At 70.7% G+C, this 13478-nt stretch carries 11 protein-coding genes and 1 pseudogene; 6 read left to right on the forward strand and 6 right to left on the reverse strand.

All coding sequences use genetic code 11. From position 1 onward, the window contains the following. Window positions 1–53: 53 nt before the first annotated feature. The 4 genes and pseudogenes from V6V89_RS41580 to V6V89_RS00330 all read left to right on the forward strand — a co-directional run. Window positions 54–482: pseudogene (locus tag V6V89_RS41580) on the forward strand (amino acid permease); the annotation flags it as partial. 337 nt (window positions 483–819) lie between these two features. Beyond that, on the forward strand, window positions 820–1161 hold the full coding sequence (locus V6V89_RS00320) for an arginine deiminase family protein (protein ID WP_334617197.1): 342 nt from the start codon (window positions 820–822) through the stop codon (window positions 1159–1161). 211 nt (window positions 1162–1372) lie between these two features. Next, window positions 1373–3406, forward strand: a complete 2034-nt coding sequence (locus V6V89_RS00325) for an RICIN domain-containing protein (protein WP_334616789.1) — start codon at window positions 1373–1375, stop codon at window positions 3404–3406. 13 nt (window positions 3407–3419) lie between these two features. Next, window positions 3420–3965: a hypothetical protein gene (locus V6V89_RS00330; protein ID WP_334616790.1), complete on the forward strand. Its 546-nt coding sequence runs from the start codon at window positions 3420–3422 to the stop codon at window positions 3963–3965. Window positions 3966–3973: 8 nt separating this feature from the next. Here V6V89_RS00330 and V6V89_RS00335 read toward each other — a convergent pair whose 3' ends face one another. The 3 genes from V6V89_RS00335 to V6V89_RS00345 are packed head-to-tail and all read right to left on the reverse strand — an operon-like array spanning window position 3974 to window position 7023. Further along, window positions 3974–5191 (reverse strand): hypothetical protein, encoded by a 1218-nt coding sequence (locus V6V89_RS00335; protein WP_334616791.1) that lies wholly within the window; start codon window positions 5189–5191, stop codon window positions 3974–3976. After that, window positions 5188–5739 (reverse strand): SigE family RNA polymerase sigma factor, encoded by a 552-nt coding sequence (locus tag V6V89_RS00340; protein ID WP_334616792.1) that lies wholly within the window; start codon window positions 5737–5739, stop codon window positions 5188–5190. Before V6V89_RS00340 ends, V6V89_RS00335 begins: the two co-directional genes overlap by 4 nt. Before the next feature lie 60 nt (window positions 5740–5799). After that, window positions 5800–7023: a serine hydrolase domain-containing protein gene (locus V6V89_RS00345; protein WP_334616793.1), complete on the reverse strand. Its 1224-nt coding sequence runs from the start codon at window positions 7021–7023 to the stop codon at window positions 5800–5802. 598 nt (window positions 7024–7621) lie between these two features. On the opposite strand from V6V89_RS00345, the gene V6V89_RS00350 reads away from it, so the two are divergent. Next, window positions 7622–8116, forward strand: coding sequence for a hypothetical protein (locus V6V89_RS00350; protein ID WP_334616794.1), 495 nt, complete (start codon window positions 7622–7624; stop codon window positions 8114–8116). Here the strand turns inward: V6V89_RS00350 and V6V89_RS00355 are convergent. Together V6V89_RS00355 and V6V89_RS00360 are read right to left on the reverse strand one after the other, a co-directional pair. Beyond that, window positions 8067–9521 (reverse strand): glycoside hydrolase family 43 protein, encoded by a 1455-nt coding sequence (locus V6V89_RS00355; RefSeq protein WP_334616795.1) that lies wholly within the window; start codon window positions 9519–9521, stop codon window positions 8067–8069. The two genes, V6V89_RS00350 and V6V89_RS00355, sit on opposite strands and share 50 nt — an antisense overlap. A 34-nt stretch (window positions 9522–9555) precedes the next feature. Then, window positions 9556–10953, reverse strand: a complete 1398-nt coding sequence (locus V6V89_RS00360) for a family 43 glycosylhydrolase (RefSeq protein ID WP_334616796.1) — start codon at window positions 10951–10953, stop codon at window positions 9556–9558. Window positions 10954–11079: 126 nt separating this feature from the next. Here V6V89_RS00360 and V6V89_RS00365 point away from each other — a divergent pair, with 126 nt between their 5' ends. Further along, window positions 11080–11562 carry a GNAT family N-acetyltransferase gene (locus tag V6V89_RS00365; protein ID WP_334616797.1) on the forward strand — a complete coding sequence of 161 codons (483 nt, stop codon included), beginning with the start codon at window positions 11080–11082 and terminating at the stop codon, window positions 11560–11562. A 15-nt stretch (window positions 11563–11577) separates the two neighbouring features. On the opposite strand, the gene V6V89_RS00370 is transcribed toward V6V89_RS00365, so the two are convergent. Continuing rightward, window positions 11578–13374 (reverse strand): thiamine pyrophosphate-requiring protein, encoded by a 1797-nt coding sequence (locus V6V89_RS00370; protein WP_334616798.1) that lies wholly within the window; start codon window positions 13372–13374, stop codon window positions 11578–11580. Window positions 13375–13478 lie beyond the last annotated feature (104 nt).

Genomic DNA, 13478 nt, shown 5'->3' on the forward strand with positions numbered 1-13478 from the left:
GCAGTCGGGGACGGCGACACCGTGCTCGCGATCGTGTTGTCCACGGTCGGCCTGTGGGGTTCTTCTTCCTCATCCGCAAAGGCGTCAAGGGCGCCACGGCGATCAACCGGATCGTCACGGTCGCCAAGCTCCTGCCGATCGTGTTCTTCGTCGTGCTGGCGCTGTTCTACCTCGACCCCGGGGTCTTCGCCGACAAACTGGGCGGGGCAGACTACGCTGGCTCGCTCTTCGACCAGGTGCGCGGCACCATGCTCGTCACGGTCTTCGTCTTTCTCGGCGTCGAGGGCACGAGTGTCTACTCTCGACACGCCAAGCGCCGCGAAGACGTGGGCCGCGCGACCATCCTCGGTTTCCTCAGCGTCTTCGCCGTCTTCGCCTCCGTCACGATCGTCTCGTACGGCATCCTGCCGATGGAACAGATCGCCGAGCTGCGCCAGCCGTCGATGGCGGGCGTGCTGGAGGCCGCGGTCGGCGACTGGGGCGAGGTCTTCGTCAGCGTCGGCCTGATCGTCTCCGTACTCGGCGCCTACCTGGCCTGGACGCCCGCGAGGCCCGATCCGCGAGGTGGCCGTCGGCGTTCTCGCGACCATCTACATCGCCTTCCTGCTGTTCGCGGCCGGCCTCAAGTTCGTGCTCGTGTCGTTCATCATCTACGCGCCGGCCACGATCCTGTTCGTCATCGCTCGCCGCGAGCAGGGACGCCGCCTGTTCTCGCCGGCCGAGTTCGAATCCCCTGTACTGGCCCGCCCGGCACCACGAGACGCTGCTGATGAAGACGATCTACGAGTTCCACCCGGACTTCGTCGGCTCGCGTTCTCGCTGCGGCCGAGCGACAAGGCACCGGGCGTTTCGGTCGTCGATCACGGCACTCGGTCCTTCGTCGACGTCGTGGCGGACGCCCTCGGTCTTGACGGGCTGCGGGTCATCGCGACCGGCGGCGACGTGTACGCCTCCGAGCGCCAGCAGTGGGACAGCGGTAACAACGCGGTCGCGCTCGAACCGGGCGTGGTCTTCACCTACGACCGGAACACCCAGACGAACACCCTGCTGCGCAAGGCCGGCATCGAGGTCATCACGATCACCGGCGCCGAGCTCGGCAGGGGCCGCGGCGGCGGCCACTGCATGACCTGTCCCATCATCCGGGAGCCCGTGACCTTCTAGCGGTGAGGGTGCTGCCTGGCCTACCTCCCTCCATGCCTGCTCAAAGGCTGAGGAACATACCGGACCGTCGATCTCGACGCAAATATCGGCTGGAATGGATTAGGTTTTCCTTAAGTACCTCATGCCAGCTTTGTCGGCGTCGCATCGATCGATACCGTAACGCCCCGTGTCTGCACCTCACCCTTCGCCTTCCCAGCCCAGACGGCGCCGCGTGCGCCGTATCGCCCTGGTGGCCGCCGTCCTGCTCGGCGCCGGCATGCTCGCCGTACCATCCGCGCTCGGCAGTGCCTGGGCGCCATGGAACGATCCCGTATCGACCTCCGGCTTCGGCCCCGGCGCCGACCCCATCGACGCCGTGCCCGCCGACGACCCGGCCGCCGGCCTGGTCTACCGCGGCCTGACGCCCGCCAAGAAAGGCTCGCCGTGCGCCGGCGGCTACGAGGTCGGCGACCGCAACACCTGCTCACACGGCCCGGACGCCGCACCACCCGGTCTGAGTGTCTCCGGCACTGTCGCGCCGATCGCCCCCGCGGCGCCCGCGCCAAAGCTGCCGAAGCGCGACAGCGCCGCGCCGAGCGAGACAGACGTGGTACAAGATGAGGGCGGCTCCCTCGCCGGTGGCGTCGCGCTCGCCGCCGACGCCGCCCCGGCAGCCGCCGCCGAGGTCGGCCCGCACGGCGTGGTGTGCGACGGCGACGGGCAGTCCGGCAAGCGGGTACAGGTGCTGTACGTCTACGGCACCGGCACGGCGAGCCGGTTCAGCGAGTACCTCGCCTCCTTCCGCAAGTGGGCGGCCGGCGTCGACACCATCTACGACGCCAGCGCCAAGGAGACCGGCGGCTCCCGCCACATCCGGTACGTGACCACCGCCGACTGCGAGGTCGACGTGCGCGAGGTGGAGATCGCCGCGGCGTCGATGAACGACTTCAACGCCACCATCTCGGCGCTGAAGAAGCTCGGGTACAACCGCACCGACCGCAAGTACATGATCTTCGGCGAGTCGCGCGTCTACTGTGGAATCGGCTCGTTCGCGGGCGATGACAGGGCCGGCTCGGGCAACCGCAGCAACGGCGGCCCGTCGTACGGGCGCAACGACGCCGGCTGCTGGAACGCCGGCGTCGCCGCACACGAGCTGGGGCACAACCTCGGCGCGGTCAACGACAGCGCACCCAACTCCAGCAAGGCCGGGCACTGCGTCGACGAGTACGACGTCATGTGCTACAAGGACGCTCCGGGCACCACGCTGCGCACCGCGTGCACGGACCGTGCGCACGACCAGCGGCTGGACTGCAACCACGACGACTACTACCACTCCAGCCCGAGCCCGGGCAGCTACCTGGCGACGCACTGGAACGTGGCGGACAACCAGTTCCTGATCCGCGGCGATGTCACGACCACGCCGACTCCGACGCCAACCACCGCGTCGCCGACGCCGTCGCTGCCCACGCCGTCGATCCCGGTGCCCACCACTCCAGCGCCCACGACTCCGGCACCCACCACCCCGGCGCCGTCCTCTCCCGCGCCTTCCTCACCGGCTCCGCCGACCGCATCGCCCACGGCTACGGGGAACCCTGCCCGGACGCTACGGATCAGCGATGTCACCGCGACGTCGGCGCGGCTGGCTTGGGACGCGGCGGCGGCCGGCACCCGGTACGGGGTGGCGCTGAACGGGCGCGTGCTCGGCTGGACCACCGCGACCGGCGTGCGGGTGAGCGGCCTGCGGGCCGGCACCACGTACCAGGCGCAGATCGTGCTGCGCGGCACCGGCTCGGCCACCGTCCCGTACACCGGGCCGGCGACCATCACCACGCCCGCCGCGGCGCGACCAGCGGCCGGAGCCTGGTTCGTCCTGGGCAACGCGCTGACCGGCACCGCGGCCGAGCTGTACGGCGCCCGCACCGCCGACGGAACGCCGCTGGTGTCGCAGCGCCGCGCGGGCACCGCCAGCCAGCTCTGGCAGCTGGAATCCGCCGGCGGCGACACGTTCCTGTTGCGCGCCAAGGCTTCCGGCAAGTGCGCGAGCGCCGCGGCGGTCGCCGGCACCCCGGTGGTACAGCAGGCCTGCGCGTCGGCTCAGCGCTGGCGGCTCCAGCAGGCGGCCGATGGCACGGTCGCGCTGGCCACGGCCTCCGGCGATCTGGTACTGGGACTCGGCGGCCAGCGGTACGCGGGCCAGCGCCTGCTGGTGCTCCAGAAGCCGGGCTCAGCCCGCTACCAGGCCTGGGTCACCATGCCCAGCGCATGAGAAAGCTCAGGGTATGAGAGGAACCAGCCGCGTTCTCGGGTTCGCGGCGGTGCTGGCGGCGGTGCTGGGTTGGCCCGGCACCGCCGCCGCGCACGCCACGGTCGCGCTGACCGTCAACACCGACGGGCGCGGCAGCGTCTCCGTCGACGTCGCCTGGTCCGACGGCCACCCGGTGACCGAGCCGATGGCCGCCACGATGACCGCGGTTCCCACCACGGCGACCGGGGCGGCGGGTGTGGGGCCGGTCGCGCTCACCCGCCTGCCTGGCCGGCCCACCGTCGTTTACTCCGGCACCCTCCCCGCCGGGGAGTGGCGGGTCACTGTGGACACGGCGCTCCCCGGCATCGGACACTGCGAGGCGCTGGTCCGCGTAAATCCGGCGGGCGCTCCCGCCAGTACCCGATGCGGTGTCACGGCCTCGGCCACGGCGCCGGCCGCCACGGCGACGGCGCCCGACCGCTCCCGCGCCCTGCTGCTCGCGGCAGCCGCGGTGGCGGCGGTGGCCAGCGCGGGGGGCGTGCTGCTGGCCATCCGCCGCCGTTCGCGGCGCCGGACCTGACCCGTGGGTCAGCGGGCCGCGCAGCTCCAGCGGACCGGCTTGCCGCCGCTGACGCCTGCCGCGAGGATGCCGTCGTCGCTCAGCGCGTAGGCGTAGGTCTTCGCGCCCTTGTTCACGCCCGGCAGCGGCCGCGGCGTGCCGTCGGCCTCCCGGAGGGACGCCGTGTGGTCGTCGTGGTTGACGGTAACCTGGCCGGTGCGGCTGACCGCCTCGATCCGTCCAGTGTCGACGGTGAAGCTCCGCCCCGTCGCCAGGTTCCACACGGCGGCGACGCTCCAGTCCACCGATTCGGGACCGGAGACGACCTCGCCACGCGCGGGCGTGGTTCCGTCCGGGGTGTCACCGCCGGGCGGGTCGCCGGCCTTCGCCAGCCGGCCGTACACCCAGTCGCCGCGAACGCCGAGCGCGTCGCCGCCCTCCGCCCCGGCTGGGCTAGGCAGGTCGCGTCCCTTGCCGTCCACCCACGCGTACGCCGACCCGCCGTCGCGCTTGCCGCCGACAACGACGCCCTCGTCGGAGATGCCGAACGCCATCGCGCCGCCGGCGGGCGCCTTCAGCACCTTCACCTGGGTCGTGGCGGTGGGTTGCTGCCACACGGCCGATGCCAGCTGGTCGCCCTTGAACAGGACGCCGCTCACCTGTCCCCGCGCGTTGATCCCGGTGGCCTCCGCGCCCGTGTACCCGTCCGGCAGCGGCAACTCGACCACCTTGCCACCGGTGTAGGCCCACGCGAACGAGCCCCCGCCCTCGCGGTCACTCTCACCGACGACGACGCCACTGTCGTTGACGCCCTGCGCCTCCCCGATGCCGTCGACCGGAATGGCCATCGCCTTGGCACCGTCCCAGACCACGGGAGTGCCCGCCGTCTTACCGCTCGTCATGGCGCCGACCAGGTACCGGCCGTCCGGCGAGCCCGCATTGACGAAGGCCTCGGTGGCGCCGGCTGGCAGCCTGAGCGGCGCGACCGTGCAGCTCGCTGGAGCGGCCGCGGCCGCCTCGGTGGCGGTGTCCTGGCCTGGTGCCGTCCCGGCCGGCTGGTTCACGAGGCTGACGCCGCCCACCGCGACGGCGACGGTGGCCACTGCGGCCGTGCCCGTCGCCAGCCAGCGGCGGCGGCGCCGGGTACGGCGCCCCGCGTTCACCACATCGGCCACCGTCATGCTGGCCGGGGGCGGCTCCACCGTGGCCAGTACCTCTCGCACTCTGCTCTCGCCGTCCGGCGTCATCGCACGCTCCTCTTGTCTGTCGTCACCGCTCGTGGATGCCACTCCTCGCCGAGCAGGTCGCGAAGGGCCGCGAGGCCACGGGCTGTCTGGCTCTTGACGGTGCCGGTCGAGCAACCCAGCGCGGCGGCCGTCTCCTGCACCGACATGTCGCAGAAGTAACGCAGCACCAGGACGGCGCGCTGGCCCCGGGTCAGCGCGGCGAGCGCGTCACCGACCGCATGCGTGTCCTCCACGCTGCGTACGGCTGGTGCCGGCACCGACGTGTCCCGCCAGGCCAGCAGGACCTTCGCCCACGCGGCGCGGCGCTCGTCGATGTACCGGCGCACCAGGATGCGGTGCACGTACCCGTCGAGGTTCGCGACCTTCCGCGCCCGCTTCCAGTGCAGGTACAGCGAGACCAGCGCGGCCTGGACGATGTCGTCGGCCCGGTGTCCGTCGCCGCACAGCAGGTAAGCCGTGCGCCTCAGCCGGTCGAACGCGGCTGAGACGTACTCGACGTACTCCCGGTCCTCCTCCGTCGACAACCCGAACGCTCCCTTCTCTGGCATCACACCGTTATCGGGACCGGCCCCGGGAAAGGTTGTCAGGTGCGGCGGGCAATTCAACGCTTAGCCGACGATCAGGCGCCTCGCCTCCTGCATCAGATCCTGTTGGACGGGCGGGTTGGCGGGCAGGCCGCCGTAGTTGCCCAGGATGACCACGACCCAGCCGCTGTCGAGGTAGATGTCGATCGCGGTCGCCGCGCCCGGTGACCCGCCGCCGTGCCCGATGACACGCTGGCCGCTGGTGATCGACGCGATCGGCCCGTACGCCTGGAACGGCGTGCCGGCGCTGGCCGGGGCAGCCGGGTTCCTCCGGATCGGATGCGGACACTTACCGGTCACCGCGAGCGTCGTGTAAGCGGGGCCGACGAGCCGGTTTCCCGCCAGCGCCCGCGCGAACCGCACCATGTCAGGCGCGCTCGCGAACGCGTCGCCGGCCGGCTCGCCGATGAACCCCGCCCCGAACAGGTCCGGACGTTCGAGGGTGTCGACCCGCTCCCCCGTAGGCAACAGCGCGTACGGGCGGGCGATGCTGTCATCGGTGAGCCGCTGCGGGAGCGTGTAATAGTCGGTGCGCGTCATGCCCGCGGCGGTGAAGACGTGCTCGCGCACATAGTCGTAGAACGACTGACCCGACACCGCCTGCACGATCGCGCCCAGCGTGACGAAGCCCGAGTTGCTGTAGTTGAACCGCGTACCGGGCGTGAAGAGCAGGCCCGTGTCGCGGACGACCCCCATGATGCCGTCGAGCATCGCGGCGCCGCTGGTCCACGACGCCACGTTCGCGCGGAACTCCTCCGACTCCTGGAAGTTGCCCATGCCCGACGTGTGCGTGAGCAACTGGTGCACCGTGACGGAGTCCGCGACGCCGGCCGGAAAGCCGTCCAGGTACGCGCCGATGGTCTGCCCGAAATCGACCTGGCCGCGTTCGGCGAGCTGGACGACCGCGATGGCGGTGAAAAGCTTGGCCACGGACGCGAGCGCGAACGCGGTGTCGGGCCCGTTGGCCGCCGACGTGCGCGCGTTGGCCATCCCATACGACCGCGCGAGCACCGTCTTCCCCCGGTGCGCCAGCAGTACGGTGCCGGAGAGCTTGCCCTCGGCCGCGAGTCGCCCCAGCCGCTGGTCGAACGCGCCACCAGGCCGCAGGTCGCGCGGTATGCGATCACGGCCCGCCCCGGTCCACCCGGCATGGGCTGGTGTCGCGCCCGCGAGCGCGCCGCTGGCCACCACGGGCACGACGCCCAGCATTCCGAGCGCCGACCGGCGCGACCATCGAGATGTCGTCATGGGCGTGATGCAACATGACCGCCTGTTTCGCGAGCGTTATCGTCACGCGCGGCGGAAATGGGTCGCAGATGGTGTCCTCGTGCCCCCGCAGTCGCCGCACGTCAACGGCTACCACGTATACCTGCCCGGCTCGCCCGACGTGCTGAGGGAGCGGCACTTGGGGTTCGCCGCGAAGCACGGCGAATGGCCCTTCAGCCACTTCTCTCTGACGCCGGCGCAGGGCCAGTCCGTCGTGGAGATACGGGTAGCCGATTCGACCGCGGCCTTTACTCGGCCGGTAGTCATCTCCGCTGGTGATACAGAATGGTCCCGCGCGGGCGGCAGAGCGCCGGTGTGGTCTCGCCCGACCCGCTGCGGCTGAAGCGGCGGATGCCGCGTCAGCGAGCCCACCCCCGGCGTCGCCGATCAAGGGCCTCTGCATCGATCAAGGGCAGACGCACGCGAAAAGAAGATCGAACCACGTGCGTTTGCCCTTGATCGACGGGAGGGGGAACAAGGGGAGGCGGCGCGGAGCGGAGGGGAAGGGTCAGCTTGAGGGGGCATGATCTGCGGGTGTTCTCGGTCCGTATAGCAGGGTGCTGCGTTTAGGAGGCGCCTGGTGAACACAGACGAACATGACCATGTGTGCCTGGTGTCGGCCGCCGAGGAGATCGTGGCGGCGCCGTCGCTGTCGATCGCGCTCGTCAGCCACGACGGCGAGCAACCACCCAGCTTGCCCCCGCTGCGCCCGCGCGTGACCGGCGACGTTTCCGCCGTACGCGCCACCGACGACGTGGTCGTCTGCTACGGCGAGCAGGCGGCCGACGACATCAAGCGACTGTACGGGCTGCTCGGGCGCAGTATGCCGGCGGTGCTCGTGGCGGCGCGCGGCTTCGACGAGCGCGACGCCATCGCCGCCTTCGACCCCGGGGCGACCAGTTATCTCGTGCTCAGCCAGACGCCGGAGGTCTGTCTCGTCGGGGCTGCCGTCACCACCGCCCGGGGCGAAAGCTGCCTGAGCCATCGGGGGCCGCCCACGGCGTCGACGGCCCCCGATCGCGGGGTCAGCTGGTTACGCGGTACGTCGCGTCACCGCGTCCCTGCGCGGTCGTGATGGGTTCGAGCTTCAGCAGGTAGTTGTAGTGCCGGATGTAGCGGTCCGGGTAGTTGTAGGACTGGAACGACGCCCACGTACTGTCGGCGAGCCCGGCCACCCGTCTGAAGGTGGCGTCGGCGGCGAACGTCGTGGTGCCGTCGTTGGGCGCCAGCACGAAGTCGAACCCGTAGTGGCGCAGGTAGTAGCCCGGGTAGTTGACGGACTGGAACGAAACGTGTCCGGAGCTGTTCGCAAGGCCCGGCACCAGCCGGAACTGGGCGTCCGCCGCGGGGCTGACGTTCGGGTCGATGCGCACGTCGAGGTTGGCGTGGCGCACGTACCGGTCCTGCACGTTGTACGACTGGAGGCGGTTGATGGGCGCGTTGAGGTTCCACTTGGCCAGTACGCGGCTCTGCTCGGCGGCGGTGAGGTTCAGGATCGAGCCGTGGCGCTTGCGGTTGGTGCCCATGCCGTAGTCGGTGCGGGTGCGGAAGTTCTGCGTGCTGCCCAGGTTGGACGACGTGATGGGCATGTAGCCGCGGCCGGTGGCGTACTGGTCGAGCCACAGGTTCCACTCGTTGCGGCCGTTGAACTGCGCCCACATTGGACCCTCGACGACGTTGCCGCCGCCGGTGCCGTTGGAGATGCCCATGTGTGACAGGTTGCCGATGGTGGTCCAGGAACCAAGGATCGAGTTGCTGCCCTCGATGGTGATGTGGCCGTCGGCCGAGGCGCGGTAGTAGCGGTACCCACCCACGCTGTTCGCCACCTCGATGATCTGCGTGTCGATGATGCCCTGGCCGGATCCCCGGTCGATGTACAGCTGGGGCGTGGTGAACGTGCGGAAGTTGCTGGTGCGCACATACCAGATGCGGTGCTTGGTGACGCCGTTCATCGCCGAGTTCGTCGCCCAGTACACGACGTAGTCACCCGTGGCCGGGTTGTAGATGGCCTCGGGCGCCCAGGCGTTGCCCGCGCCGGAGATGCCGCCCGCGACGTTGATGAGCCACGGCGCCGACCAGTTCACCAGGTCGGTCGACTCCCACACGACCAGCGACTTGCTGCCGGCGTTCGCGGCGTTGCTCCACGAGGTGCCGCTGGCGATGCGCAGGTCGGTGGCGATGATCCAGTACCGGTCGCCGGCCGGGGAACGGACGAGCGCGGGGTCGCGGACGCCGCGCGTGCCGATGGTGGAGTACAGGACCGGGCCGCCGTAGTTCAGGTCGGTCCAGTTCAGGCCGTTGGTGCTGTAGGCGAGGTAGATCTGCTCGCCGGCGGCGGTTTCTCCGGTGAAGTGCGCCATCAGGTACCCGGTGAACGGGTCGAGCGCGGCCGCCTCCCGCCGCGTCGTCACCGCCCACGACGCGAGTATCAGGACGACGGCGCTGAGCATCGCGCCCATCCGTGTAGCGACTCTCGACATGCGACTCTCCACTTCAAAGGGCGGGGACGATACTTCAGAGGCTGGGCACGATCGGCTGGATCGTGCCGTCCGCGTTGAACTGCATCCGGTCGACGGCGGTTTCCCGGTTGGTGCCGTTGCCGGCTGGTACGGCGAACCGGTGGTACGCCACATACCAGGTGTCGGTGCCGGGTGCCCGTACGACGGAGTGGTGGCCCGGCCCGCGGATGCCTGCGGCCAGGCGCTTCTGTAGCACGACGCCGCGGTTGGTCCACGGCCCCAACGGTGAGGAGCCGGTGGCGTACGCGACCCGGTAGTCCTCGCTGCGGGTGTCGTTCTCAGACCACATGAGGTAGTAGGTGCCGTTGCGCTTGAACACGAACGGCGCCTCGTTGTAGCCGGATGGCGTGATGGTGCGCGCCTGGGAGGCGTCGAAGGAAATCATGTCGGCGTTCAACGGCACCACGCGCGCGACACCTTGCCCCCAGTACAGATAGGACTGTCCGTTGTCGTCGGTGAAGACCATCGGGTCGATGGCCTGGCCGCCGGAGAACTGCCCGCTGGTCACCAGCGGCCGTCCGAGCGCGTCGCGGAACGGCCCGGCCGGCGAGCTCGACACCGCGACGCCTAGTTGCTTGGCCGTGTTGCCGCTGGCTAGGCCGCCGCTGAAGTACAGGTAGTACTGGCCGTTCTTCGCGGCGACGGCGGGCGCCCACGCGGAGTTGTCCGCCCAGGACACGTCGGGCCCGTGGTCGAGGATGACGCCGTGGTCGGTCCAGTTCACCAGGTCGCTGGAGGAGAACGCCTTGTAGTAGGTGCCGCTCCAGCTCGCGTACCCGTCGGTCGTCGGGTACAGGTAGTAGCGCCCGCCGAAGTTCGCGATGTGGGGGTCGGCGAACAGGCCCGGGATCACCGGGTTCACGGCCGTCTTGGGCGCCCACGGGGCGGTGAGCCGAAACGAGCTGTCGGCGCGGAAGACGGCCGTGTCCTGGTACGTGTCCAGCCACAGCGCGAAGTCGCGGTGCCGGATTCGCCGGGCCGGGTAGTTGTGCGAGGCCAGCGAGACCGACCCGGCGACGGAGCCGTCGACCGCGCAGAACGTGGCGTCGCCGCGGAAAGTCGCGTCTCCGGTGTTGGCGTCGACGCGCAGCCGCCAGTCCCGGTGCCGCAGGAACAGCCCGCCCTTGGTCTGGAACGAGTAGCAGGACGGCGACGCCAGCCCGTTTACGACGGTGAACGTGGCGTCGAGCTTGACCTGTGCGGTGCTGGCGGCGGTGACTGCCTCCAGCTGGCCGAGCGAGTTCAGGTGCCGGGCGTACCGGCCGGGATAGTTCACGGACTCCAGCGACGCCGCCCCGGTGGGCAGCGTCGCCGCCTGTGCCGGGGCGGCCGTCACGATCACCACGAAGCCGGTCGCCAGCGCCGACAGCGCCAGTCCCACACGAGCACGCATCGCAACCTCCGATGTTAGCGTTCACACACCCGCTACAACGCCCCGTGTTGGTGTTTCGAGATTGTGTCGAAGTGTTGACGGTGGATGTCTGAATGTCAAGGAGTGCCTGTGCGATACCGTCGCGGAGTGCGACTGCAGCCGCTCACCGCCGAGCACCGGGACGCGATCCTGGCCTTCGAGACGCTCAACCGCGAGTACTTCGCGGCGTCCGTGCCCGACCGTGGCGACGACTTCTTCGCCGACTACCCCGCGCGACACGCCGCGCTGCTGGCGATGCAGGCTGACGGCACCGACCACTTCCACGTCCTGGTCACCGAGGACGGCACCATCGCGGGCCGGGTCAACCTCGTCGGCATCGAAAACGGCGAGGCCGAGCTCGGATACCGGATCGGCCGCGATTTCGCGGGCCGCGGCCTCGCGACGGACGCCGTCCGCCGGATCTGCGACCTGGCCCGTGCGGACTACGGCCTGACGCGCCTGCGCGCCGCCGCCACAGTGGACAATCGAGGCTCGCGCACCGTCCTGCTCCGCAACGGCTTCACCGTCGTTGGCGATACCACTTTGGACGGTCAGCCGGCGCTTCAGTTCGCCCGGGACCTGAGTGACTGACGGTGCGTCGGCGGCTCAGGTCTGGTCCGGGTCGTCGTAGCCTTCGTCGGCGCGTTCACTTCGCAGGTGCTCCTCGGCTCGCCGGGCGAGCGCGCCGCGCTCGGCAGCCAGGCCCGCGTACATGGGTTTGATCTTCTCGTACGCCTGCAGCGGCGGCAGCAGCGGCACGGCTGGATCGACGACCGCGTCGATCAGCACCGGCCGGTCGGCGGCCAGCGCGGCGTTCCAGGCCGGCTCCACCTCGTCGGGCGCGCTGACCTGGATGCCGCGCAGGCCCAGTGACTCCGCCCAGTCGGCGTACGGCACCCGCGGCAGGCGCTGCGAGGTGTCGAAACGGGGCTCGCCCTCGGTCTCGCGCTGCTCCCAGCTCACCTCGGCCAGGTCACCGTTGTCGAGCACGCACACCACGAACCGCGGGTCGACCCAGTCGCGCCAGCGCGCGGCCACGGTGATCAGCTCGGCCAGGCCGCTCATCTGCATGGCGCCGTCGCCCGCGAGCGCGACCAGCGGCCGGTGCGGCGCGGCCAGCTTGGCGGCCAGCCCGTACGGCAGCGCCGAACCCATCGAGGCGAGCGTGCTGGACAGGTGAGCGGGGACCCCGCGCGGCAGCCGCAGGTGCCGGGCGTACCAGTAGGTGACCGAGCCGACGTCGACGGACACCTGTGCGTCGGCCGGGAGGCGCCCAGACAGCGACCGGATCACCTGCTGCGGGTTCACCGGGTCGGCCTGCCGGGCGGCGCGCGCCTCGGCGATCTCGTGCCACCGGCGTACCCAGGACTCGACCTGCTCGCGCCAGCCGCGGTCGTCGCGGGGTTCCACCGCGGCCAGCAGCGCCCGCAGTGTCTCGCGCGCGTCGCCGAGCAGCATCGTCTCGATCGGGTACCGCACGCCGAGCCGCCGCCCGTCGATGTCGATCTGCACCGCCCTCGCCTGGCCGGGCGCCGGATAGAACTCCGTCCACGGGTCGTTGCTGCCGATGATGAGCAGCGTGTCGCAACCGCGCATCAGCTCCGCGCTCGCCGTCGTGCCCAGGTGCCCCATCACTCCGGTGTGGAACGGCAGGCCCTCGTGAAGCACCGGCTTGCCCAGCAGCGAGGCTGCCACGCCGGCGCCGAGGCGGCCAGCCAACTCGACGATCTCCTCCGCGGCGCCGTACGCACCCTGCCCGACCAGGATCGCGACCCGCTCCCCCGCGCCGAGCACGTCGGCCGCCGCCCGGATGTCCTCCTCGTACGGCACCACCCGCGCCGGCCGCAGGCCGGGACTGGTCATCACCACCCCGTGTGTGTGGGCACTCGGGTCGGGCGCCGGCGCCGTCTGCACGTCGTGCGGCAGCACCACGCACGTCGGGCTCCGCGTCGCGAGCGCGATGCGGAACGCCTTGTCCAGCAGCATCGGCACCTGCTCCGCCGTGTACGCGGTCTGCGTGAACTGCGCGCACACGTCGCCGAAGAGCCGCACCAGGTCGATCTCCTGCTGGTACGCGCTACCGAGCACTGTGGACACCTGCTGCCCGACGATGGCCACGACCGGCTTGCTGTCGAGCTTCGCGTCGTACAACCCGGTGAGCAGGTGCGTGGCACCCGGCCCCTGCGTAGACAGGCACACGCCGACACCGCCCGTGTACTTGGCATGCCCGACCGCCATGAACGCGGCCATCTCCTCGTGCCGTGCCTGCACGAAATGCGGCTTACCGGCCCGCCGCAGCGCGCCCATCACGCCGTCGATGCCGTCCCCGGAGTACCCGAACACCCGCTCGACGCCCCACGCCGTCAGCCTCTCGACCACCAGGTCCGAGACCGTCTTGGTCATCGCACGTCTCCTCCCGCGAGGCTGCCATCCCCGGTTACCCCGATGCGCCCACATGAACCCCGGCTTGGCGTTTCGGCGGTCACCGGGTCGGGCATTTCGGTCCT

The sequence above is a fragment of the Micromonospora sp. CPCC 206061 genome (assembly GCF_036906915.1).
In the GTDB taxonomy this organism is placed as follows: Bacteria; Actinomycetota; Actinomycetes; order Mycobacteriales; family Micromonosporaceae; genus Phytohabitans.